This is a genomic window from Pseudoalteromonas sp. SCSIO 43210 (genome assembly GCF_054133285.1).
Genome location: NZ_CP087225.1, coordinates 3,813,685 through 3,838,106 on the forward strand (window position 1 = coordinate 3,813,685; position 24,422 = coordinate 3,838,106).

The following is a 24,422-nucleotide window of genomic DNA, read 5'->3' on the forward strand; positions in this document are numbered from 1 at the left end:
AAGCCCTAATTTCCCAAGAAATAAATTATTACAAATTAGTTTTATCTTCATTACTTACTTTTTCAGCCTAATTTAACAAGACAAGAAATATCAAATACAGCTCCTATTTACGCCCAGTTTGGCCTCAAGCAAAAATATATAAAAATTAATATACAAAAACTCTTTAAAATTCATAATCAAAAGCTAAAAAAGTAGAGCGAATTCAAGTTACTGGTTCTCGTATTAAGCGAACTGATATTGAAGGGCCTTCTCCGGTGCAATCAATCGGTAGAGCTGAAATCGAAAACATGGGTTACGATAACTTACAACAGCTTCTAGAAAGAATGCCTGTGGCAGGTAGCGGTACTTTTTCAACCCGCGGAAATAATCAAGATTCAACCGCTAACGGCTCAGCTGCAGTAAGCTTACGAGGCTTAGGTGCTGATGCAACACTGGTACTAATCAATGGTCGTCGTGTATCAATTAGTGCTTTTGCTGAAGGTATCACCAACTCATTTGTAGATATTAACAGTATTCCCGTTTCTGCTATTGAGCGCATCGATATACTAAAAGATGGCGCTTCAGCTATTTATGGTTCAGATGCAGTAGCCGGTGTAGTTAACGTTATTTTAAAGAAAGATATTGACGGCGTTGAGATTAATTTAGGCTATGGCGGTACAGATGGTCCAAATTATGAAGAGACAACAGCCAGCCTTGTTTGGGGTACTACGAGCGAAAAAAGTAGTGCATCCGTTATTATCGATTACTTTAAAAATACATCCCTTTCTTCTGATGAAATGGGCCGCTTAGGCACTGCAAACCAATCGCCTTATGGTGGTGAGGATTTCCGTTCATCTCGTGGTTTTCCTGGCTACTTTTATGTAGATGGTGTTAAAACTATCGATCCTGATTGTCCTGCTGAAAATGCAACTTCAAGTGGTAGCTGTTTATTTGATTACGGCCCATATGGCTATATTTCTCCAGCCTCTGAACGTATAGGCGCTATTTCACAATTTGAATACCGCTTTGATAACGGTATTACAGCCTTTTTAGAAATGGCTGTTCAGCATAATAGTTCTGTCGCTGCAGGAGCACCAACACCACTTGATGAAGATGCTGGCCTGACAGTGCCTGCTAGTCACCCTAACAATCCATTTGGTGAAGACATTCAAATTGGTCGTTACCGTACAGTTGATGCGGGTGCTCGCCAATGGGATATTGAGTCAGATACCTTACGCTTTGTTGCTGGGTTAAAAGGCGAAATAAACGATTGGAGCTGGGAAACAGCAGTACAAAAAGGTCGCAGTAAATCACTGCAAACTGGCGATCGCACACAAGGCTGGGTACGCACCGATTTTTTACAGCAAGAAATTGATGCCGGTAACTATAATCCATTTGGTGGCACATATAACGATCCTGCTGTAGTTGACAGAATAACAACCAGCTTAGTACGTCGCGGTGAATCTCATATGACGTCTTTTGATGCCAATATAACTGGTGAAGCATTTAGTTTTGGTGGCGAAGCAGTAATGATGGCCGCGGGTATTGAATACCGTGAAGAAGATGTAAATGATATTCCTGATGATCAATTTCAACGCGGTTTGATATTTGGTACTGAATCAGTATCCGCTTCAGCAGATCGTGATCAATACGCTGCATACGTTGAATTCTCAATCCCGCTTGCTGAAAACCTTGAGTTGCAATTAGCTGGTCGTTACGACGATTACAGCGACTTTGGTACTACAACGAATCCAAAAGTAGCTCTGCGCTGGGCACCGACTGATGAAGTAACCGTTCGAGGTTCATGGGCGCAAGGCTTTAGAGCGCCTTCATTAGCGCAAATAGGCTTAGGTCCGTCACAAAAGAGCCAATTTTTTGTTGATACGCAGCGCTGTGAACAAACTGGGTTAGATTGCCAAGCGCTGGATTACAATATTGAGTTCTCTGGTAACCCTGATTTACAAGCAGAAGAGTCAGAATCATGGAACGTGGGCGTTATATGGGCACCAACAGCCGAGTTTGGCTTAAGTGTTGATGTATGGAGTATTACCCAAGATAACAAAATAGATGAAGAAGAGTTTGGCCCTATTTACGCTGCAGAATGTGGCAGTCAAAGTAGTACCGTGTGTGTTCGTTTGGCCCCAACGGGTGGTGCAAGCTTGGGCACAATACAAAAAATACACAGCACCTTCAAAAACTTATCATCGCAGGAAGTGTCTGGTGTTGATGTTTCAGCAAACTATAATCACTCTCTTGATGACTTAGGTTTACTTAAATTTAATCTAGAGTGGGCATATCAAGATAAATTTGAAAAAGATGGCCGTGATTACACGGGTGAATATGGTTACCCAGAGCACCGCTTTATTTTCTCAACTAACTGGGAAATTGGCGACTTTAACACTAACGTAAATATCAGTTATGTGGGTGAATTTGAAGATACACCTGATATCGACTTTGATGGTAATTTAGATTTTGATAGTAATACATCGCGTATGATAGATTCACAAACGCTTGTGGATTTACAAACATCGTACCGTATTACTGAATCAGCTAAAATATCTTTAGGTGTTAATAACTTATTTGATGAAGAGCCACCATTTGCTATTGGTGATGGCGATGGCGATTTATATGGTTATGCGTCAGGTGTGCACAACCCTCGTGGCCGTTACCTGTATACTAAAGTAAGCTTCTCCTTCTAAGTAAAAGACACAAAAAAAACCGCCAATTGGCGGTTTTTTATTTAAAACTAAGGGCTAAATTATAGCTCGCCTTCGTTTTCAGATAAGAACTTTGCAACGCCTTCAGGGCTTGCGTCCATACCTTTTTTACCTTCAGTCCAACCAGCAGGACATACTTCACCGTGTTCAGTATGGAACGCTAGTGCGTCAACCATACGAAGCATTTCATCGATATTACGACCTAGTGGTAAATCGTTCACTACTTGGTGACGTACATTGCCTTCTTCGTCGATTAAGAATGACCCACGAAACGCAACACCCGCTTCAGGATGCTCAACGTCATATGCTTTACAAATTTCGTGTTTAACATCTGCAACTAGTGCGTATTGAACTTTACCAATACCGCCATCTGCTACAGCAGTGTTACGCCATGCGTTATGTGAGAATTGTGAATCGATAGAAACACCAATAACTTCTACGCCACGCTTTTGGAACTCTTCAAAACGCTTATCAAATGCAATAAGTTCTGAAGGACACACAAACGTGAAATCTAGTGGGTAAAAGAAGATAACTGCTTTTTTACCTTTGATTGTTTCATGAAGGTTATAGCTATCTACAATTTCACCGTTACCAAGAACAGCTGCAGCGGTAAAGTCTGGTGCCTGGCGGCCTACTAATACACCCATTTTATTCTCCAAATATTTTGAGTTTGTTTTCAATTGCTTTCGCAATGCTGGTACTTATATGGGCGCTAAAAATTAAAAACCAATAGCGCATACATATAATTAATTGGCATTCTAAATTTTTTAGTTTAAAAAGAACAATCGTATTTAGCGATGTGAGCAATCGAAAATAACGAACACTTACAACTTGCACTAATCTGCTTGAATAATAGATCTATTTTGAGGTGTAAATTGCGTTGTAATTAGATAGTATTTTTAGCGTTACTGAAGAAGGGTTAATACATTAAATTGTTTAAAAAAACATATAATGTGGTATGAATTTTTACAGATAAAAAAACCTGCAAATGCAGGTTTTTCGTTTAGATTTAATCCATTATATCCGAAGGCATATCACCTCGAATATTCTGCCAAATTTCACCCGTTTGATGACCATACTTACGCATCATAGAAATAGCGCCATCATGCTCTTTATTTTCAGCCAGTATAGTTAAATCTTTATAAAACTGACGAGCAAGCTCTCGTGTTCCTGCATCTGAAAAGTAATGACAACCAATCTTTGAATAAAACCCTCTAAAACCGTTAAGAATTAATACATAAATACGGTTATTACCAGCAACTGCTAATTCGTGATGAACTTTATAATCGTAATCAGCAAATGCCTGTGCAGTATCTTCTAATTCATGGCTTTGTGATAAAATTTCAATAACGCGCTCTGGATTCAACTTAATAGCGGCACGCGTATAAATAGCACTAATATTCGTTCTTGCCGATAAAAGCTGATCTGTCAGCTCAGGCATTTTATCTTCATCAAGGCGTGCTAACGTTTCAAGAATATTTAAACCAGACGTTTCCCAAAAATTATTAACTCGTGTCGGTTTACCGTGCTGGATAGTCAACCAACCATCGCGAGCTAAACGCTGTAGTACTTCTCGTAAAGTTGTTCTTGTGACACCAATTAACTCTGAGAGCTCTCGCTCGGCAGGTAGAATTGAACCTGGAGGGAAATCGCCATTCCAAATAGACTCAACTATATATTCTTCAGCAAATCCTGCTGGGCTTTTCGCTTTAAAAATTCTCATTCAATTCCCACTCGAAGTAATCTACAACTTATCGTCTTACACGAATAACTGACTGATTGTACCAGAGGAAGCACAACTAACAAGTAAAGTAAGGCATATTAGTTCAACCAAATGAGTAGAAATTTAATATTTATAAATAATTAAATTTTGATTTTTCTATTTTAGCTACAGTGTATATAAATATAGGCCACATTCACATTAGGTACATTGTTATCACTCGCATATTTTTGTTTACACAAAGCTTTAGCTGAATTAACTTAACGGGCACTAGCTATACATATAAGTACAATAAAAAGGAACACCTATGCAGCAGAGTGTTTTAACTGCAACATTTAAGAATTTTTTAGGTAATGCGCCACAATGGTATAAATATACGATCATTACGTTTCTAATTATTAACCCTATCCTTTTTCAACTAAATCAATACGTGGCAGGCTGGGCGTTAGTATTAGAATTTATATTCACCTTGGCAATGGCACTTAAATGCTATCCACTGCAGCCTGGTGGCTTACTTGTCATTGAAGCCTTATTTATAGGAATGACGACTGCAGGACAAGTTGAACATGAAATAGCACAAAACTTAGATGTAATTTTGCTGTTGATTTTTATGGTCGCCGGCATTTACTTCATGAAAGATTTATTACTCTACATTTTCACGAAACTAGTCGTGTCAGTCAGAAGTAAATCTATTTTATCTTTAGCGTTTACTCTTGCAGCTGCTTTTTTATCTGCATTTTTAGATGCATTAACAGTTATGGCAGTAGTCATTGCCGTTGCAATGGGATTTTACAGTATTTATCACAAAGTCGCGTCAGGAAAAGACTCCAACAGCGAACATGATATAAATGATGATAATCAAGTAAAAGAAGTTAATCGCCAAGAACTCGAAGAGTTTCGTGCTTTTTTACGTAACCTATTAATGCATGCATCTATTGGCACTGCACTCGGTGGTGTTTGTACTATGGTTGGTGAGCCTCAAAATTTAATTATTGCTGAGCGAGCGAGTTGGCAGTTTGGTGAGTTTTTCTTAAGAATGCTGCCTATCACCTTGCCTGTATTTTTTGCTGGTTTATTAACTACTTTTGTTCTGGAAAAAACAAAAGCCTTTGGGTATGGCGCTAAATTACCTAAAAAAATTCACACTATCTTAAAAAATCACGCTGAAGGGCTTGATAGTAAACGAACTAAACGCGATAAAGTTAACTTAACTATCCAAGCGTTCATTGCGGTATGGCTTATTGTCGGTTTAGCAATGCATTTAGCCGCTGTTGGGTTAATAGGTTTATCAGTGATTATATTGGCAACTGCCTCTGCCGGTATTATTGAAGAACATCAACTAGGAAAAGCATTTGAGGAAGCTCTGCCATTTACAGCGCTTTTATGTGTGTTTTTTGCCGTTGTTGCCGTTATTATAAACCAACACCTATTCACACCTGTTATTGCTTGGGTACTTACATTTGAAGGGCAATTACAATTAGTCATGTTCTTTATTGCCAATGGGTTACTCTCCATGGTAAGCGATAATGTATTTGTTGGTACTGTGTATATAAACGAAGTTGCAGCGGCACTGAAATCTGGGGAAATTACCCGTGATCAATTCGACCTTTTAGCTGTTGCTATTAATACAGGTACCAATTTACCAAGTGTTGCGACTCCAAATGGTCAAGCTGCATTTTTATTTTTGCTTACATCAACACTTGCCCCAGTACTGCGTTTGTCCTATGGGAGAATGGTTTACATGGCATTACCATATACAATCGTGTTAACTACTATAGGGCTTACCTTTACTTACATAGGTTTAAGCGATATGACCGAACTAATGTATCAATGGGGCTGGATAGATCATCATGTAGCGACCATAGGGGCTGCATCAAGTAGTCACTAATCTCATCTTAAAAAAAGCTACTTCAGTAGCTTTTCTTTCCTTTTTGTTGCTGCGTACTTTATCCTACGCCATAATATATCGTCTTATTTAAGCGTGGAATTTTTATGAACTGGCTTGCACAATTACCGACTCAACGTACCCCGTGGATTTTATTCACCGTTATTGTTTTTTTACTTGAAGTAACCGCCCTTTTCTTTCAATACAAAATGGGGTTAGCACCTTGCATAATGTGTATTTATCAACGTACCGCAGTACTAGGGTTACTTAGCGCTGGTATTATTGGCTCAATTAAACCGCAAAACAAAGTAGTCAGAATAGCGGCTTACTTAACTTGGGGCGTATCAAGTGTTTGGGGATACCTGATTGCTCAAGAACATATAGATATGCAAACCACCACAGACCCTTTTGCTTTTAGCTGTGAATTTGAACCTAATTTCCCATCATTTTTACCATTGCATGAGTGGATCCCTAGCTTTTTTCAGGCAACTGGTGATTGTGGAAATATAGACTGGCAATTTTTGGGTTTGAGTATGCCCGCTTGGATGGAAATCATATTTGGACTATTTGCTAGTGTATTTTTTATAGTGATTAGTAGTCGTTTACTTTTTAAAAGATCGGTTTAATTAGTATGTTTACTTTTTTTTCGAGTCAAATTATAGAATTAAAACATTTAAAAGTACGCGAAAGGCAAGCCGTTATAGCCCTATCGCTAGGTCTGATTTCACCTACTGAACGCGTGTTATTACGTATAATAAAGCTTATATTATTAAGCCCACTGTTTTTAATATTTACCCTATTTGAAGGCTGGGTAGTTATTCCATTTTTAATGCTTGGTGTACTTTGTTATCCATTATTAACTACGCCTATCGAAATTAATTTTGCCAAAAAAAATCTTAGTAAAGCATTAAAAGAATATGATCAGGGCGCTTAGAAGCGCCCTAACCCACTTATAATGTTATTTTATCTTTTAGCTTAGTTATTAACTTTTTTCCTACACCTTTCACTTTCGCTAAATCGTTTACTTCAGTAAACTCTCCATTTGCTTCCCTATAATCAACTATTGCTTGTGCTTTTTTCTTCCCTATTCCTGGTAGCTTAGCGAGCATACTCGCATCAGCATCATTAATACTTACAACATCATATTTAGGCATTTCTTTGACCACATCAACTACCTGTGAAAACGCTGCAGTAGTCGGGAGCAAACATAATATACTTATGAATAAGAGTTTTTGTAAAAGACGCATTTATTTTCCTTATTGTACTTTCGAATTATTAAATTTTGCTCAGGAAATAGTAAAATAAAAATAGCTCATTATATAAAATCACCTAAACACATGATCACTATTATCCGAAATCCTAAAATGCAGCTGGTACAACAAGTGATTTATTAAATAAAGTAAAGTTACAGTTTTTTGTCAAATCTTAAATAAACTAAAAATTAATATCAGATACTTGCAAATTACACCACAAACCATTACTGTACATAAAAACAGTAATCTAATGGTTTTCATAAACCACATTGCCACGCAAGCTTGCAGGAGAAATCATGGCTGTTGTTGTTAAATATGTTGTAGAACGAAACGGAGTCGAGCGCATGACGTTTACTACTAAAAAAGAAGCTGATGCTTATGACAAAATGCTCGATATTGCTGAGTCGCTTGAGCTAATGTTAGAAAAGGTAGATGTGCCATTAAGCGAGCAACAAATAGAGTCACTTGCTTTAGAAATAGCAAAGAGTAAAGAAGACTTTATGACTATATTAAAAGGTGGCAAAGACCCAGTTGTCACCAAAGCCCCAACAAAAACTAAAAAGTCAGATAACGTTGCATCAACTGAAGACAACAACGATAAAAAAGCAAGTTAACTAGCCGTTTGCTCCCTATTGGATGAGTTAAGCTAAATAAAAAAGGGAGCAACTAAGTTGCTCCCTTTTTTATTGCTTACCACTTATTTTAAAATAGGTGGTAATTGCTATTTAAAGCTCTTTCTCTACTTCATCAAATAAAGCAGTGATGTTTTGCTCTGGCTCTTTTGTTACTAAGCTGATAACAACAATTGCGATACAAGATAAAATAAAGCCAGGTACAATTTCGTACATAAAGCTACTTAAGCTTTCGCCATTAATAGTAAATGGGCCATAAATCCAAATTAGCACAGTAAATGCACCCACTAACATACCCGATAATGCACCGGCAAAGTTCATGCGTTTCCAATAAAGGCTAAATAAAACCAATGGTCCAAACGCGGCGCCAAAGCCTGCCCAAGCATTACTTACTAAATCTAAAATAGAGCTATCTCTGTCGTAAGCTAAGTAAATGGCAAACATAGCAACTATAGCAACACTGATACGGCCAACAGCCACTAGCTCTTTATCACTCGCCTCTTTACGCAAAAATGTTTTGTAAAAATCTTCTGTTAGTGAACTTGAACTCACTAATAACTGAGATGAGATTGTGCTCATAATTGCAGCTAATATAGCGGCAAGTAAAAAGCCTGCTATTAGTGGATGAAATAAAAGCTCTGAAAGCACTAAGAAAATAGTTTCTGGGTCTTTGACCGTAATATTATTTTCGTATGTGTAAGCGGCGCCAAAAATACCAGTAGCAACTGCACCAACAGCAGCAACAATCATCCAAGTCATACCTATACGACGCGCTGTGGGCATCTCCTTCACACTACGAACAGACATAAAGCGCACAATAATATGAGGCTGTCCAAAGTATCCCAACCCCCAAGCCATTGCTGAAATAATCCCTAAAGTAGACCCTGCACCTATCCAATTAAGCATTTCGGGGTTTACACTATGTAAAGTGGACTCTAAAGGCTGTTCTAAAAGTGAGTAGGTTACACAAGGCACTAAAATTAGTGCGATGAACATAATACAACCTTGAACAAAGTCAGTTAAGCTGACGGCTAAAAAACCACCAAACAAAGTATATAAAACAACAACACCTGTAGTGATATACAAACCCATCTCATAACTTAGCCCAAATGAGCTTTCAAATAATTTACCGCCGGCAACAACACCAGAAGAGGTATAAAGCGTAAAGAAAACAATAATAACTACTGCAGATACAACGCGTAGTAAGTTAGATTTGTCGTTAAAACGATTTGAAAAATAATCTGGAATAGTAATCGAGTCATTTGCTTTTTCTGTATAAACTCTGAGTCTTGGAGCTACTAAAAAATAGTTTAACCAAGCACCTGCGATCAAACCAATCGCTATCCATGTACTGCTAAATCCACTTACAAACATTGCACCGGGCAAGCCCATTAAAATCCAACCACTCATGTCAGATGCGCCAGCAGATAATGCAGCGACACTGGGGGAAAGGTTTCGCCCACCTAACATGTAACCAGAGACATCGCTTGTAGATTGTTTATATGCATATAGTCCGATACCTAGCATTACAACAAAATATAACGCCAGTGAAATAATCATTCCTGTTTCCAAATTAGCCTCCGCACATTTAATAATACCAAGCTTTTAATCCGAATATTGACTCTTAAAATTTTATAATAAAGACAGCATTGAGGTAAAAGCATTCCAGCCGACTATATCATGCCTAATATGGAAATCTCCAACTTGTTACCTTTTCCTAGTTTAAAAATATTCATGCTGCACACTTTTAGAACAACACTATGTAAACTCACAAAATAAAACAGATAAACCCTCTTATTTTTAATGATAATTTATTAATCATGCAAATATACGTAATGCTATTTTGAATGTTTTCCAATATATTATTACAATACCTGCTGACTTTACTCATACGGAATTGTTTATGTACTTTTATGCCGCACGCCAACCGATTTTAAATCGTGAAAAAGAACTCATTGGTTATGAGCTTTTATTTCGCGATGGCGTCGATAATGTGTTTCCCGATATAGATGGTGACGAAGCGACAACACGTTTAATAGAAGGCAGTCAATTCAACTTTGGTTTAGAAGATTTAACTGATAATAAGCCCGCTTATATAAATTTTACGTTGGATACGTTATCAAAAGGTTATCCAACACTACTGGGTAAAGATACAATTGTGGTTGAAATACTCGAAACAGTTCAACCCGGGAAGCGCTTATTAGCAATTGTTAAAGACCTAAAAGATAAAGGGTATACTATTGCACTTGACGATTACATTCATCAGCCTGTGTGGCGTCACTTTTATCCATTTATAGACATCATTAAAATTGATTTCTTAACATGTGATACAAGTACAATAAACAACGTTATTGACGATATAAAACAACATTCTCATATTAAATTACTTGCCGAAAAAGTTGAAACGTATGAAATGTATAGCTTGGCATTAGAACTCGGTTTTGATTATTTTCAGGGATTCTTCTTTTCAAAACCCGAGATGGTGCAAAGTAAAGCATTGCCACCATCAGAGATGGCATTAGCTGAATTACTGTATGAAACCTCAAGTATTGAAATAGATCTTAAAAAAATCACTAATGTATTTGAGCGTGATGTAAATCTATCTTATAAGCTTCTTAGGTATTCAAATTCTGCTGCCTTTGCAAGGCGTGCTGAAATCAGTACAATTAAGCAGGCACTTATTGTGCTTGGCGCTAGCGAAATTAAAAAGCTCTTATCATTACTTTTTGCTGCGCAAGTATCTGCAGATAAGCCCGTTGAATTAATCAAATTATCCTTAACCCGAGCACGTTTTGGTGAATTACTCGCTATTTCTCATGGCCAATTTAAAGATACTGGCATGGCTTTTTTAACCGGTATGATGTCTCTAATGGATGCTATTTTAGATGAGAGTATGGAAAGCGTAATGCAGAAATTACCTTTATCTAACGAAATAAAAGCAGCATTACTCGATAACGAAGGTTTATTGGCACAATACCTAAACCTAGTTAAGTATTATGAGCAAGCAAACTGGTCAGCGGCCAACGACATAACTACAGAACTAAACCTTGGTGAAAAAGTACCTGATGCCTACCATGAAGCGCTAGCTTGGGTCGATGAGCAAATGCATTTAATGATTCACGAATAATAACAACACCAGCAAACAAAAACGCCAGCATTTAGCTGGCGTTTTTGTTTGCTGGTGTTGGGTTATAAGCTTTCTAAAAAGTCTTCATCAAAATCAGCGGGCTCTTCTTTGATTGGCGGATTACCATCGTATAGTTCATAAATTTGACGCTGGAAATAAATATCTTTCACAAACAAGTATGGATCAAGTGAATCATTTAATAGCCCCTCTTGAGGGATTAATGAGGCGCGCGCTTCCACTGCCTTTAAAACAAACACTAGAATAGTTTGTGGAGTCGTTAATGCTACCTCAGGTAGTACAAAGTTATCGACGACATCACCCGTTAAGTTACGCACTGTTTTTGGCCCCATAGCAGGCAGCATTAAATAAGCGCCATCGCCCACCCCCCACACACCCAAGGTCTGTCCAAAGTCTTCATCTACAACTTCAAGGCCTAATGAGCTGGCAACATCAAACAAACCAAATATGCCAACAGTAGAATTAACTAAAAAACGCGCAAGGCTAACACTTGCATTACCCGGCTTACCTTGCAGGCCGGCATTTATCATATCTACAGGAGCCGTTATATTGTCGGTAAAATGGACAACGCTCTGGCGTACAGGTACAGGTGTAACTGTCATGTAACCAACTGCTGCGGGGCGCAACAAGTATGCATCGAGTACATCCATATTAAAGTCATATAATGGACGATTAATACTTTGCAGAGGATCTCTCTCATCTACTTTACTTTGTGGTACTTGAGCACAACCGGCCAGTACCAATAAACATAAAAAAGTAAAACTATGCTTTAACATCTAACGTCCTTAAGGTATTAATGTATCAATTTGAAGTTGGTAGTCACTTACACTTTCACGCTTTAACGACTGTGAATGACCTTCTAGCTCACCAGAACTTGGCATAACCGAGTCATCTATAGAAATACGCGCCGAAATAATAATATTTTCGGCACTCGATAAGTTAAGCCCTGCAACCATTGCACTACTATCACTCAACTCGACTGTAATTGGAAATGAATATTTAGCGAGTTTAACAGCAGCTAATGGCATAGGTGAGCCAGTTGCAGCTTTTGCAAATATAAATAAAATACCGTTTTTTGGTTGTTTATCAATAAGCTCTTTTGCAATGTCGACAGTAACTGCAATAGCACCCGTTGTAGTAGTAACTGGCATAACTGAGCCTTCCGTTTGCATTTGCTGCTCAATATCAGCAATACGCTCAGAGATCATGCTATAACGAGAATCATTTTTTCCCATACTTGCCAATAAAACTTCAAATGCAGTTTTAGCTTGCGGCCAATCTTTACGCTCATACGCTATAAGCGCGAGTAACGAAATAGCATCTAAATTGGTAGGCTCAACTTTTAGTACTTTTGAGAGCATACCTGCCGCACGGGTCATATTAGCTTCGCTGCCTTCTAGTAATAAAACTTGGCTATAACTAATAAGTACCTGCATATTATCAGGATTCATACGTAGTGCTTTATCAAATGACTGCTGCGCCATGTCAAATTCATTAAGCGACATAGCAACTCGTCCAAGTAGCATCCAAGCGACTTCATCATCGCCCGAACGGCTAAGCTTAGTACGAAGCGCCAATGCAAAAGCCTGCAACTCATTTTGACTAAGCGGCTCACCTTTTTGCATTACAGCACGCTCACCGTAATCCGCTAAATTATCCATTGCATCATGCCAAGCCGAAATTTGCTGCTGACTACCTGTAAAGCTATAAAAAATCCCCGTTAGCGCAAGAACAAATGCACCGCCTGTTAAAGCAAAAATACGATTATTACCTTTGCTATTAAGTGACTTTTCTGGCGATAATTCGTTCAATAAACGGCGTTTTAATTCAACAATTGATTCTGCGTGATTGACGCTATCAATGCGTTGATTATCTAAATCGGTTTGTAAATCAACTAAACGCTGCTCATAAATACTAATTAGCTCCGCATTGGCATTATGAGTAATTGTTTTAACGTGCTCTTTTTTTAAAAAAGGCAACATCACAAACGCAAGAGCAACCAGTGTGAGTAAAGCAAAACACGCCCACATTAAAATCATTTAACTTTGCTCCTGACGTTTATTTTGTTCAATTAGCTTAGCTAGCAGCATTTCGTCGTCACTGCTCCAGGTTTGTTTTACTGATGCTTTTCGCTGGCGAATAACAATAAAACCAAAGCCGACTATGACAATTAATACAGGTAATACCCAAAGTACTAAAGTCGCGGGTGTAACTGGTGGGTCGTAATGAACAAAATAGCCAAAGCGGTCAATCATGTAATCAATCACTTCGTCTTTGCTCTTACCTTCTTTAACCAAAACGAGCACTTTATCGCGTAAGTCTTTAGCAACAACGGCGTCGGAGTCCGCAATATTTTGATTTTGACACTTAGGACAACGCAGCTCTTTAGTTAGCTCTTCAAACAATATTGCTTGTTTGTTGTTATCAAATTGATAGCGGTCTTGCTCAGCAAACGCACTGATGCTTACAAAAATGCTAAGCGTAAGTAGTAACCATTTCATTATTTAAGCTCCTGCATAATTGGCGCAAATTTAGCTCGCCATACTCGCGGGTTTATATCGCCCGTGTGATGCAACAAAATAGTGCCGTTTTTATCGACTAAAAATGTTTCAGGCGCACCCGACACGCCTAAATCCAACGACAAAGTACGATGTAAATCCAAGATATTAAATTGATATGGGTCACCCGCACGTTGCAGCATATCGCTCACTTCTGTGCGAAGTGATTGCATATCAAAAGGGCCATCAAAATCAGCATCGTAACCTTGTACGTAATAAAGCCCAATAATTTTAACACCTTGCTCACGTAACTTAGTTAAATAGCCAAGCTCAACTAAACATGTAGGACACCAAGTGCCCCATACATTTAGTAAGTAAACCTCGCCTTTTAAAGACTCGTTAGTCCATGGCTTATTGTCTTGCATTAAATCAGGTAGATTAAATGCTGGCATTTCTTGACCTAATCGCCCCGTTTGAATTTCACGAGGGTTAGCAAAAAGACCTTGGTATAAAAATACACACACAAAAACAAACACTAAAAGCGGCGCAATAGCTAAAATTTTACGGTTCATAAAACACTCTCCGATGCAGCCCTACGCGCTGTTTTAGCTGATGTGCGGTAGCGTTTATCAAATAAAATCATAAATCCAGCGAGGGAAATAAGCACACCACCAATCCACATCCAACGAACAAACGGTTTGTGATAAATGCGAAGTGACCATGCGCCTTGGCTTAACTGCTCACCTAACGCTAAGTATAAATCACGTGTAAAGCCTGCATCTATTGCCGCCTCGGTCATAAACTGCATACCAATATCATACTTACGTTTTTCGGCGTGTAAGCGTGTTACTAGTTCATTATTTTTAAGCACAGATACAACACCAGCATGACCACTGTAGTTTGGTCCGCGAATAGCTTTAACACCATCAAAGCGGTATTCATATTGATTAAGCTGGACTGTATCGCCTTGTTTCATAGATACATCACGCTCAACTGAATATGCCGACGTAAGCGTTACACCCGCAATAACAAATGCAATACCAATATGCCCAAGCACCATAGCCCAGTAACTTACACCTAAGCGTTTTAAACCTTCTTTTAAGGTGCCATGCACTGCGGCTTTAGTGTAAATATCGATCCCGGTTGATATTGCAATCCAAACCGCAAGCGTAGTAGCTAATAGCGTAAGTGGTTTTACTAAGTCGTAACTTGAAAACAACCAAGCGCAGGTAATTACAACACTGGCTAATACGCCCATTAATATTTTGTTTTGTAAGAAAGCCCATTTATTTTGCTTCCAGCGTAAAAATGGTCCTATACCCATCAAAATAGCAAACGGCACTAAAATTATTGCAAACATTTTATTAAAAAACGGTTCGCCAATAGAAATACTGCCTAGGCCCATCTCTTTATGTACCATAGGTAATAGCGTACCAAGCAATACGATCAATGTAGCAACCACTAAAAATATATTATTGAGCCATAACGCCACTTCGCGCGATACCAGCTTGTATCGTCCTTCACTGTGAACTTGTGACACACGCAGTGCATATAGCGCCAAGCCACCACCTACAACGATGCCTAAGAAGGCAAGTATAAATAAGCCACGATCAGGGTCTGTTGCAAAAGCGTGTACCGATACAATAATACCCGAGCGTACAATAAAGGTTCCCAAAAGGCTTAATGAAAACGCTGCGATAGCTAGTAAAACAGTCCATGATTTAAATACACCGCGTTTTTCAGTTACGCTTAATGAGTGCAGTAATGCGGTTGCCACAAGCCATGGCATTAACGATGCGTTTTCTACTGGGTCCCAAAACCACCAGCCGCCCCAGCCAAGCTCTGAATATGCCCACCAGCTACCAATTGTGATTCCTAGAGTTAAAAAGCCCCATGCAGTCATTGTCCATGGACGTGACCACTTAGCCCATGTGTTATCAAGCTTACCGGTTAATAACGCAGCAATAGCAAAAGAAAAAGCAACCGATAGCCCTACATAACCCATGTACAGTAATGGCGGGTGAATAATCATACCCGGATCTTGAAGTAACGGATTTAAATCACGCCCCTCTACCGGAAAATAAGGAAGTAGGCGCTCAAACGGGCTTGAAAGTAGCAAGGTGTACATCATAAAACCGACACCTAAAAAGCCAAGCACACCCAATACGCGAGCACGTAACACCCAAGGGAGTGATTTAGAGCGTGCAGCAACTACTGCAGTCCAACCCGCTTGCATTACAAGCCACAGTAAAATAGCGCCTTCATGGCCGCCCCATGTAGAGGTGATTTTGTAATACCAAGGCAGCGTGCTACTTGAATGATATGCTACGTACGATACGGTAAAATCATCCGTTACACTGGCGTAAATAAGTGCTGCAAAAGAGATTAAAACAAAAGCGAATTGCCCAATTGCTAAAGAGGGAGCTGCACGCATTAATCGAAGATTACCGGTATGCGCGCCCCAAAGAGGAAAAATACACAGTAAAACGCTTAATACCATAGCAAGCGTTAAAGAAAAATAACCAATTTCTGGGATCATAGCTAATTACCACTATCTAAGTTGTATTTTGGTTTTTCGTGCTTAATACCTTTAACTGCCTCTGCAACTTCTGCTGGCATATATTCTTCGTCATGCTTTGCTAGCACTTCAAATGCTTCAATAACGTTAGGTTCGATTAATACGCCCTGCGCTACAATGCCTTGCCCTTCACGAAACAAGTCTGGCAATATACCTTGATAACGCACGGTCACTAATGGACCTGTATCTATTAGCTTAAAGCTTACTTGTAAGCTCTGTTCATTACGCTCAACGGTGCCTGGTACAACCATGCCGCCAATACGTAACTTTTGGCCAATGAAAGGCTTTTCTTTATTAGGCCCTTTGCCATCAATAAGTTCGCTTGGCGTATAAAAAAGATTAATGTTTTCTTGAAGTGCATAAAGCACTAAACCAATTGATCCACCAATACCAAACAGCACGGCAATAATTACCAATAGGCGCTTTTTACGTCTTGGATTCATGAGACTTGTTCCTGTTTAGCTTTTTTAATTCGCGCTTCGCGTATTATTTGCTGTTCTACTGAAGCCATAATCCGTTTGGTATCTCTTAAAGAGCTCACTAAAATACCGAGTAAAATAAGTGCGCATGTACCAAAAGAAAGCCATATATAAAACCCATAGCCCCCCATTGCAATAAAATCAGAAAAAGAGTCAAACTGCATAATTACCCCTTATTTAACAACGAGCGTACCCACGGTCGGTGCTTTTCGCGTTGTAAAATTTCATTTTTAAGACGAATTAAAGTCACTGTTCCTACAAAAGCAGCAAAGGCTAAAATATTAACCATAAGTGGCCAAAACATACTTGGGTCTATTGCTTTTGTGTCTAATTTTGTAATGCTTGCGCCTTGGTGTAGCGTATTCCACCACTCAACTGAGTAATGAATAATAGGTAAGTTGATTACGCCCACAATCGCTAAAATAGAAGCCGCACGCCCTGCTGACTTCTTATCTTCAAATGCATGGTAAAGCGAAAGCACGCCAAGATATAAAAATAATAAAATAAGTTCAGACGTTAAACGCGCATCCCATACCCACCAAGCACCCCACATAGGCTTACCCCATGCAGCGCCAGTAATAAGCGCTATAGCTGTAATACAAGCACCAACAGGCGCTATAGCAATAACGGCAAGTTCGGCATTTCGTAGTTGCCATACAAGTGCAACAACAGCTGCAATAGCCATTGATGAGTAAGCGCCCATAGATAAAATGGCGGAAGGAACATGAATAAAAATGATACGGTAGCTGTCTTTTTGCTGGTAATCGGCAGGTGCAAAACCAAGCCCCCATACCCAACCAACAATCATACTAACTACAGTAACTACGGCAAAATAAGGCAGTAACGTATTGCATAATTGATATGCACGCTCCGCTTTAGCATAGGGATGTAACCACTTCCACATTAACTTACACTCACTTTTAAAGCTGACGATATGGCAATTGGTGCGCTAATAATAGCAATAAGTAACATTGCACCAAGGATAGCAAGCTGTCCACTATAATCCAGTGACATGGTACTGGTATCGATAGCCGACGTTGCAAAAATTAAAACTGGAATATACAAAGGCAGTACGAGTAAACTCATCAAAATTCCCCCTTTTTGTAATCCCACAGTAAGCCCAGCGCCAATTGCGCCGATAAAGCTCAATAGCGGTGTGCCTAATAATAATGTTAAAACGGTCGCTGTTAGCGCCGAACTTTCTAGATTCAATAACAATGCAAACAATGGTGTCATTAATACAAGCGGTAAACCTGTTACCACCCAATGAGCAGCCACTTTAGCAAGTACGGTTAGCGATAATGGATAAGAGGATGCAATTAACTGCTCCAACGAGCCATCGTTAAAATCATCCCTAAACAACTTATCTAAGCCCAACATGGTAGAGAGTAATGCGGCAACCCAAATAATACCTGGCGCCATTCTCGCAAGTAGACCGGGCTCAGGCCCTATTGCTAACGGAAACAATGAGATTACAATTAAGAAAAATAAAATAGGATTTACAATTTCGGCGCGCTGGCGAAACGCAAGCTTTATATCTTTGGTAAATACCGCACTAAATAGCAACCAATAAGAGTGTTGACGAGTCATTAGTGGCGATACTCCAGTGTAACCGTTTGTAAGTTACTAAAGTGGGTCGTTAAGTCTTGGTGGGTTGTTAATAAGATAGCACCACCGCGTTGTAAGTGCTCAGTAAATCGTTGTTGTAAAAAGGCGACACCACTTTTATCAAGCGCAGTAAATGGCTCATCAAGCACCCATAGTTTAGCATCACTTAACCATAGTCTTACTAAAGCAACACGTCGCTGCTGCCCTGCAGATAACATCCTAACAGGCACATCTTCAAGTCCAACAAGGCCTAGTTTCGCTAAAATAGGGTATAGTTCAGGCTCGCTATAGCCATTAATTTGCAACCAATGGCTAACATTTTCCACTGCACTAAGCTGAGTGTTTACGCCCGTTTTATGACCTATAAACAATAGCTCTCTGGCATACTCTTCATAGTACTTAGATATCGGCAATTCTTGGTATAATATAGCCCCTTCATCAGGCGCAGAAAAGCCTGCGACAATACGCAATAACGATGTTTTTCCAGCCCCGTTAGGGCCTGCTAATTGCATGATTTGACCGTTATTAAGGCTAAAATTAAGATCCGCAAACAAACAACGATCTTGCTTGATGCAGGTGACGGACTTAATGTGTAACAAGATGACGATTCTCTCTGCCAAAAATTAGGCGTTAGTCTACCATAATGATAGGGTAATACGAATATTGCTTTAAAATCGATTCACTTAAAATAGAGAAAACTTGATTTAAAATAATGAATACGCCAACGCAAATCACATTATCTAATTCATTGGTTATCAATCAATCGAGCAATGCTCAAACGAATGAATTATCGCAATTACCTGATGAGGTGCTTGCGGCTAAAAATATACAATTTTCGAAAGATTCGATTACGCTTGATGTATTTATTGATAAGCATTGGCAAACATTAAGGCTTGGCACTACAAGCGCACCTCAAAACTTACAAAAAATAGCCAGTGCTAACATACAGCTCAGCCCTGATGGCAAAAAGCTCAACATTATACCAAACAGTACAACCCTCACCTTAAGTCAACCAACTCAGTTACAGCGTTTATTAAATTATGTAAGCACAGGCACTGAGGTAGAAAGTAAGCCAATGGATGTCCAGGTTGTTTTATCGCCTACTCCCAAATTAGTCATTGATAAACTCAACGCCAGTATTGCAATAAATAAAGACGTAGCGCAGCTACTTATAACCGAGCAACCTTTAAAAGTAATTGTAAGCACTAACAATAAAGGCGCACAGCTAAATATTATTAACAGCTTTGCTGATACAGTTCATTCGCAACCACTGAGTCAAACAAGACTGACTAAATTACTCGCAGCGCTGCTACCTAATGCACAATTGCAAGCAACACCAAAACTGGCCATTTTAACTCATCCACAAAAGTCGGGGTCGTTTACAACGCCTATAAATAATAAACAAGTTAGTGAACTACCCAGCACGACTATTAAGGTAAACTTAGTAAACCAGGCTGATAAATTGTTTATTAAAACCGATACTAGCAACATAAAAGTGATGCTTAATAACTCCTTCTCGAAACCATTTAACGAGTTGCTTTTAGCTCAAAAAAATAATGTACCTGAAGTAGCCGTTTCTGCGAGTAATATTAAAGTAAATCCATTACTTACTACTGATAGCCCAATAAAATCGTGGCTACAAAATAGCTTGAGTGACATAAGAACACGAATTAATGATGCGGTAAAGTATTTTGAAAGTAAGCCTTTTACGACACAAAATAAGTCAGAGTTTACAGCTGCCTATTCATCCGCCGCCTTACAAAAAAACACCAAAGTTGTACCACTAGACAGAGTTAACATTACCCAAGGTGCAAGTGTTCAGATATCAAAAAATACAAGTAACATTTTGACCGAGCACTTTTCTAGACTCCCGCCGCTTGTGCAATTAACTCAGCTTATGAAAGGAAGTGTTAGTGTTTGGCAATCATCTTCAAACATAACAACCAACACGCCAACAACAAATAACATTACTCAAAATACAGTAGCTAGCTCTACACCAAGTGATTTAAAAGCAAATCAATTAAACACCCTAAATGCGAGTACTAACAGTAAAACTGACACGTTAATTAAGACTACAAATGAAACAGTTACTAAAAATATTATCTCATTAACAGAGCCGTTATCTAATACAGGCTCTCGTAGTCAAATGCTTCAACCAATAGAAGCAAAGCTATTAACTATATTATTAAAGCTTCCTGACACCACCGCCCCTACAGATAAAATGGCTAGCAATAAACAACTTTTAAGTAATCAGATCACTGATATTACAAATAAAGTAACAAAAGAAACACCCGATTTAACTCGGTTAATCAACCAAGCATTTAATCGTATGGTCTCAAGTAATAACACACACCCTGCGACCATACAGCGTGAAATACTTGCTACTTTACAACCGTCTCATCTAACGGGGGACATTTTGCAAAGTAGTTTCACTAAAGGGCTTGAACAAGTAGCTGTGAGTATTTTAGCCGCCCCTATAATTAGCCAGTCAGTAACACCTATCAGTTTTAATAATCAAACTGGCTTAGATGCACTTTTGCAAGTACTTATACCTACTTTTAAAACAGGTAACACTGGAGCAAAAATGCTTGAGCAACTCCAACAGGCTCAAGTTCAAGCTTTGGCTAGCGAAATTGTACAAGTTAAAAATACACTTACCCAAGTGAATATTTCAACACCAAATCAACAACCAGACACAAACCCGCTTGCACAATTTTTATTACCCATGAGATTGCCACCAGAAGCAGCACAAACAGAAATAACACTGGGGCAATATAAAAAGCCAAATGCAGATAAATTAGGAGATAAAAATGTATGGTTTGTAAGGCTAAACTTTGATTATGCCCAACTTGGGCAGCTACAAATTACTGCTGAGTTAATGGATAAAGCACTTGATTGCCAGCTATTAGCCTCAAGCCAAGAAGTAAGCGCAATTGCTCATCCTCACCTAGATAATTTAAGATCAAAACTAGCTAAACATGGTTTGCAAGTTGGTGAACTTAATTTAAAACGAGGAGATGCTAACAATCAGGCATTTTATAAATCTCATGCAATTATTAATATTAAGGTTTAGCTATGAGTGATACACCTATTAATAAATCAGCCATTGGACTTTTATACGAAGCTGGCAACACCCCCACTGTAAGTGTGAAGGGGTTTGGTGAGTTAGCTGATGAAATAATAGCAGCGGCTAAACTAAAAGGAATTATGATCCACGAAGATGCTGCACTTGCTAAAACGTTGTCGCATTTGGAGTTAGGAGAAGAGATCCCAAAAGAACTTTATTATGTAATTGCAGAACTCATTGCATTTTCGTATGTATTAAGGGGTCAATTCCCGCCAGGTTGGCAAGACTTTCAAGGTAAGTTGAATATTAAAGCATGAGATTATTTATACGCTGATAACTAAAAAGGCGCTAAGCGCCTTTTTGTTTATGCAATGAAAAGAGTAATTCAGCCTCAGCGCGAGGTAATTCACACTCGCGTATTACCTCCTCTAAATCAGCCCCTAACTCAACCATTTTAACAGCACGCGAATAAATTTTGGCATCTGGATCATCATACTTTTGAGCCGCTTGTTGTTGAACTAATTCTTGATGCTGCTGTTCAACATCAAGTACACGCTTACCTATACTCAACAAGCCTGTTCGTAATTCAGAAACCTCACTTCGCAAAATATGAGTTTGTTCGGAGGTATCTTTAAGCTGCTGCATGACAAAATTCAGCTCACTCGTTTGTTTATTTTTCAATGCAAAAACTAACGCTAACGATATTAGACCTATCGCCAGCGCAGCTATTGCAATACTAAGTAACAGCATATTTTTATTGGTAAAGCTTATAAATCGCTTAACTCATCCCATTCATCATCACTGAGTAACTTGTTTAAATCGACTAAAATAAGTAACTCATTATCACGATTACAAACACCTTGGATAAATTTAGCACTCTCTTCAGTACCGACATTAGGTGCACTGTCAATTTCTGAACTGCGTAAATATACAACTTCAGAAACACTATCGGCTAAAATACCAATAACTTGCTCTTCAGCTTCTATTATTAAAATACGAGAGTTATCGGTTGCATCAGCGGCGTCTAAACCAAAACGAGCACGCGTATCAATAACTGTTACTACGTTACCCCGTAAATTAATAATACCAATTACATAAGAAGGAGCACCTGGTACTGGAGCTATTTCAGTGTAACGTAATATCTCTTGGACTTGCATTACGTTTACGCCATAAGTTTCTTCTTCTAACTTAAAGGTAACCCACTGTAATATTTCGTCATTGTCTGCATTTTTATTTGCTGACAGTAATTTATCTTGATTCATGCTGTTACTCCGTAATGGTCATTATTACTGACGACTATCTAAGCCTTTCTCTAATAGCGCATTTAAATTATCTACATCAATTAAAGCACACATTTTCTTTTTAATAACTCCAGCAAGCCATGGGCGCTTACTTTGATCTGTACGCCATTTTACATCTTCTTTACTCAATGTAATGTTATTTATTAACTTTTCAGCTAATAACCCCCATTGGCTGTCACCTAACGTTATTAAATATTGATAGTTAAGTGACGCTTCTAGTTTTTCGTCATACTTCTCAGGCATCACCCAATGCGCTGTATCAACAACATTAAGTTTTTCATCTCTATTAAGCATAACGCCTTTGAACCATTTTGGCTTACCAAATAAGTGATTTACTTCACCTAACTGATGAATCCCACCTAACGCTTTTAATGGTACAGCCAAAGTCAAACCCGCAACTTCAAAAAATAATGCTTGAAACTCACCGTCAAAATAATCTTCTTGGCTTTTTGTTACTGCTCTTTGTTCCGGCTCTACTGATAAATGTGAGCTTGTCTCTACAACTAAATCAGCTTTAACTGGCTCTGGCTCATTAGTAATATCTAATGGTTTTAGCTCTTCTGTTTGCAGATCTTGAGCAAATATTTTTTCCGCTGCTTTTAATTGTTCATTAGGCTTTAAATGTACTTGCCCTTTTTGCTGTTCACTCGGTATTTGTTCAAGCAGTTTTGCCACAGGTTCAAGGTTATCTGTAGGCTCGTCATCACGTAATAACGCACCTAAATATTGAGTCATTACTTTTTCATTAGCAAATAATTGCTTACTCATTCATTAACCTTGCTCTATTAAATAGTCTAATAATGCTTTATATGCAAAAACACCACGGGAACGAGGACAAAACTCTATTGGCACTTTTTGTGCCAAACTCGCATCTCTAAATTTTGTATCAACAGGAATAACACCTGGCCACACTTTATCTTTATAGGTTTCTTGTAAAGTTTTATATGCTTCCAACGATGCTTTAGTGCGTTTATCATACATAGTAGGAATTATAGTATATTGATAACTTTTCGCTTGAGAGCTTTGCATTAATTCCATAGTCCGCATCATCCTATCAAGCCCTTTCAGGGCCAAAAATTCGGTTTGTACGGGAACTAAAATACGCTCACTCGCAGCTAATGCATTAACCATTAAAACCCCCAAAACCGGCGGGCAATCAAGTATTGCATAGTCATAATATTCACTAATTTTAGCAAGCGTTTTCTTTAGTATTAAACCCATGCCTGTTTTATTACCCATACTTCTATCAAGTGTAGCTATTGCCATAGTAGCGGGTAAAATATCAAGATTCTCAAGAGTTGACGGGCAAAGTGCTTGCAATATTTCTTCACTTTGCATACTTGTTCCGCGAGCAAAAATATCGTACACGCTGACTTCTAAATCTTCAGAGTCGATACCAAAATAATAAGTTAGTGATGCATGGGGATCTGTATCAATAAGCAATACACGTTTGCCCTGTAACGCTAAAATACCGGCTAGGCTAACTGCCGTTGTTGTTTTACCGACCCCGCCTTTTTGATTCGCAACAGTCCAAATCTTCACATTACATCCTAATTGCTA

Annotated in this window: 25 protein-coding genes and 1 pseudogene; 8 read left to right on the forward strand and 18 right to left on the reverse strand. The window is 38.7% G+C overall.

Annotated elements, in window-relative coordinates:
• Positions 1-179 precede the first annotated feature (179 nt).
• A pseudogene (locus LOS73_RS16585) lies at positions 180-2,678 on the forward strand (TonB-dependent receptor); the annotation flags it as partial.
• A 59-nt stretch (positions 2,679-2,737) separates the two neighbouring features.
• Here the strand turns inward: LOS73_RS16585 and LOS73_RS16590 are convergent.
• Complete coding sequence (locus LOS73_RS16590) at positions 2,738-3,343, reverse strand: peroxiredoxin (RefSeq protein ID WP_007378637.1); 606 nt, start codon at positions 3,341-3,343, stop codon at positions 2,738-2,740.
• Between the two features lie 362 nt (positions 3,344-3,705).
• On the reverse strand, positions 3,706-4,419 hold the full coding sequence (gene fadR / locus LOS73_RS16595; RefSeq protein ID WP_007378635.1) for a fatty acid metabolism transcriptional regulator FadR: 714 nt from the start codon (positions 4,417-4,419) through the stop codon (positions 3,706-3,708).
• Between the two features lie 304 nt (positions 4,420-4,723).
• Here fadR and nhaB point away from each other — a divergent pair, with 304 nt between their 5' ends.
• The 3 genes from nhaB (at position 4,724) to LOS73_RS16610 (ending at position 7,235) form a co-directional block, all read left to right on the forward strand.
• A complete protein-coding gene (nhaB, locus tag LOS73_RS16600; protein WP_457934008.1) occupies positions 4,724-6,304 on the forward strand; it encodes a sodium/proton antiporter NhaB in 1,581 nt (526 codons plus the stop codon).
• Positions 6,305-6,408: 104 nt separating this feature from the next.
• On the forward strand, positions 6,409-6,927 hold the full coding sequence (dsbB, locus tag LOS73_RS16605; protein ID WP_033031451.1) for a disulfide bond formation protein DsbB: 519 nt from the start codon (positions 6,409-6,411) through the stop codon (positions 6,925-6,927).
• A 5-nt stretch (positions 6,928-6,932) separates the two neighbouring features.
• The gene (locus LOS73_RS16610; protein ID WP_008133810.1) at positions 6,933-7,235 is read left to right on the forward strand and encodes a DUF6170 family protein; all 303 of its coding nucleotides are present in this window, start codon (positions 6,933-6,935) and stop codon (positions 7,233-7,235) included.
• 16 nt (positions 7,236-7,251) lie between these two features.
• On the opposite strand, the gene LOS73_RS16615 is transcribed toward LOS73_RS16610, so the two are convergent.
• On the reverse strand, positions 7,252-7,548 hold the full coding sequence (locus tag LOS73_RS16615) for a ComEA family DNA-binding protein (protein ID WP_007378631.1): 297 nt from the start codon (positions 7,546-7,548) through the stop codon (positions 7,252-7,254).
• Between the two features lie 302 nt (positions 7,549-7,850).
• Here LOS73_RS16615 and LOS73_RS16620 point away from each other — a divergent pair, with 302 nt between their 5' ends.
• Entirely contained in the window at positions 7,851-8,168 is a 318-nt protein-coding gene (locus tag LOS73_RS16620) for a YebG family protein (RefSeq protein ID WP_033031453.1), read from the forward strand.
• 111 nt (positions 8,169-8,279) lie between these two features.
• Here the strand turns inward: LOS73_RS16620 and putP are convergent, their stop codons facing one another.
• Positions 8,280-9,758 carry a sodium/proline symporter PutP gene (putP, locus tag LOS73_RS16625; RefSeq protein ID WP_033031455.1) on the reverse strand — a complete coding sequence of 493 codons (1,479 nt, stop codon included), beginning with the start codon at positions 9,756-9,758 and terminating at the stop codon, positions 8,280-8,282.
• Positions 9,759-10,089: 331 nt separating this feature from the next.
• Here putP and LOS73_RS16630 point away from each other — a divergent pair, with 331 nt between their 5' ends.
• The gene (locus tag LOS73_RS16630) at positions 10,090-11,313 is read left to right on the forward strand and encodes an EAL and HDOD domain-containing protein (RefSeq protein WP_033040147.1); all 1,224 of its coding nucleotides are present in this window, start codon (positions 10,090-10,092) and stop codon (positions 11,311-11,313) included.
• 62 nt (positions 11,314-11,375) lie between these two features.
• Here LOS73_RS16630 and LOS73_RS16635 read toward each other — a convergent pair whose 3' ends face one another.
• Genes LOS73_RS16635 through ccmA form a run of 10 tightly spaced genes read right to left on the reverse strand, consistent with a single transcriptional unit; the run spans position 11,376 to position 19,093 of the window.
• Entirely contained in the window at positions 11,376-12,107 is a 732-nt protein-coding gene (locus tag LOS73_RS16635) for an MlaA family lipoprotein (RefSeq protein WP_007377921.1), read from the reverse strand.
• A gap of 9 nt (positions 12,108-12,116) precedes the next feature.
• Positions 12,117-13,370: a c-type cytochrome biogenesis protein CcmI gene (ccmI, locus tag LOS73_RS16640; RefSeq protein WP_096792658.1), complete on the reverse strand. Its 1,254-nt coding sequence runs from the start codon at positions 13,368-13,370 to the stop codon at positions 12,117-12,119.
• Positions 13,371-13,832: a cytochrome c-type biogenesis protein gene (locus LOS73_RS16645; RefSeq protein ID WP_007377923.1), complete on the reverse strand. Its 462-nt coding sequence runs from the start codon at positions 13,830-13,832 to the stop codon at positions 13,371-13,373.
• On the reverse strand, positions 13,832-14,401 hold the full coding sequence (locus tag LOS73_RS16650; protein WP_007377924.1) for a redoxin family protein: 570 nt from the start codon (positions 14,399-14,401) through the stop codon (positions 13,832-13,834). Before LOS73_RS16650 ends, LOS73_RS16645 begins: the two co-directional genes overlap by 1 nt.
• Complete coding sequence (locus LOS73_RS16655) at positions 14,398-16,368, reverse strand: heme lyase CcmF/NrfE family subunit (RefSeq protein ID WP_008136761.1); 1,971 nt, start codon at positions 16,366-16,368, stop codon at positions 14,398-14,400. The genes LOS73_RS16650 and LOS73_RS16655 overlap by 4 nt, the downstream gene beginning before the upstream one ends.
• Positions 16,369-16,370: 2 nt before the next feature.
• Positions 16,371-16,850 (reverse strand): cytochrome c maturation protein CcmE, encoded by a 480-nt coding sequence (gene ccmE / locus LOS73_RS16660; RefSeq protein ID WP_007585848.1) that lies wholly within the window; start codon positions 16,848-16,850, stop codon positions 16,371-16,373.
• Positions 16,847-17,050: a heme exporter protein CcmD gene (ccmD, locus tag LOS73_RS16665; protein ID WP_007377927.1), complete on the reverse strand. Its 204-nt coding sequence runs from the start codon at positions 17,048-17,050 to the stop codon at positions 16,847-16,849. The genes ccmE and ccmD overlap by 4 nt, the downstream gene beginning before the upstream one ends.
• A gap of 2 nt (positions 17,051-17,052) precedes the next feature.
• Positions 17,053-17,790 (reverse strand): heme ABC transporter permease, encoded by a 738-nt coding sequence (locus tag LOS73_RS16670; RefSeq protein WP_007377928.1) that lies wholly within the window; start codon positions 17,788-17,790, stop codon positions 17,053-17,055.
• A complete protein-coding gene (ccmB, locus tag LOS73_RS16675) occupies positions 17,790-18,476 on the reverse strand; it encodes a heme exporter protein CcmB (RefSeq protein WP_149614291.1) in 687 nt (228 codons plus the stop codon). Before ccmB ends, LOS73_RS16670 begins: the two co-directional genes overlap by 1 nt.
• Positions 18,476-19,093, reverse strand: coding sequence for a cytochrome c biogenesis heme-transporting ATPase CcmA (gene ccmA, locus LOS73_RS16680; RefSeq protein ID WP_457934009.1), 618 nt, complete (start codon positions 19,091-19,093; stop codon positions 18,476-18,478). Before ccmA ends, ccmB begins: the two co-directional genes overlap by 1 nt.
• Positions 19,094-19,206: 113 nt before the next feature.
• Here ccmA and fliK point away from each other — a divergent pair, with 113 nt between their 5' ends.
• Positions 19,207-21,567, forward strand: a complete 2,361-nt coding sequence (gene fliK / locus LOS73_RS16685; RefSeq protein ID WP_457934010.1) for a flagellar hook-length control protein FliK — start codon at positions 19,207-19,209, stop codon at positions 21,565-21,567.
• A 2-nt stretch (positions 21,568-21,569) separates the two neighbouring features.
• The gene (locus LOS73_RS16690) at positions 21,570-21,878 is read left to right on the forward strand and encodes an EscU/YscU/HrcU family type III secretion system export apparatus switch protein (RefSeq protein WP_007377933.1); all 309 of its coding nucleotides are present in this window, start codon (positions 21,570-21,572) and stop codon (positions 21,876-21,878) included.
• A gap of 31 nt (positions 21,879-21,909) precedes the next feature.
• Here LOS73_RS16690 and LOS73_RS16695 read toward each other — a convergent pair whose 3' ends face one another.
• Genes LOS73_RS16695 through LOS73_RS16710 form a run of 4 tightly spaced genes read right to left on the reverse strand, consistent with a single transcriptional unit; the run spans position 21,910 to position 24,404 of the window.
• Positions 21,910-22,311 carry a DUF2802 domain-containing protein gene (locus LOS73_RS16695; protein ID WP_007377934.1) on the reverse strand — a complete coding sequence of 134 codons (402 nt, stop codon included), beginning with the start codon at positions 22,309-22,311 and terminating at the stop codon, positions 21,910-21,912.
• Between the two features lie 17 nt (positions 22,312-22,328).
• The gene (locus tag LOS73_RS16700) at positions 22,329-22,823 is read right to left on the reverse strand and encodes a chemotaxis protein CheW (RefSeq protein ID WP_007377935.1); all 495 of its coding nucleotides are present in this window, start codon (positions 22,821-22,823) and stop codon (positions 22,329-22,331) included.
• A 24-nt stretch (positions 22,824-22,847) separates the two neighbouring features.
• Positions 22,848-23,630, reverse strand: coding sequence for a chemotaxis protein CheW (locus LOS73_RS16705; RefSeq protein ID WP_007377936.1), 783 nt, complete (start codon positions 23,628-23,630; stop codon positions 22,848-22,850).
• Between the two features lie 3 nt (positions 23,631-23,633).
• A complete protein-coding gene (locus tag LOS73_RS16710; protein ID WP_007377937.1) occupies positions 23,634-24,404 on the reverse strand; it encodes a ParA family protein in 771 nt (256 codons plus the stop codon).
• Between the last annotated feature and the right edge of the window lie 18 nt (positions 24,405-24,422).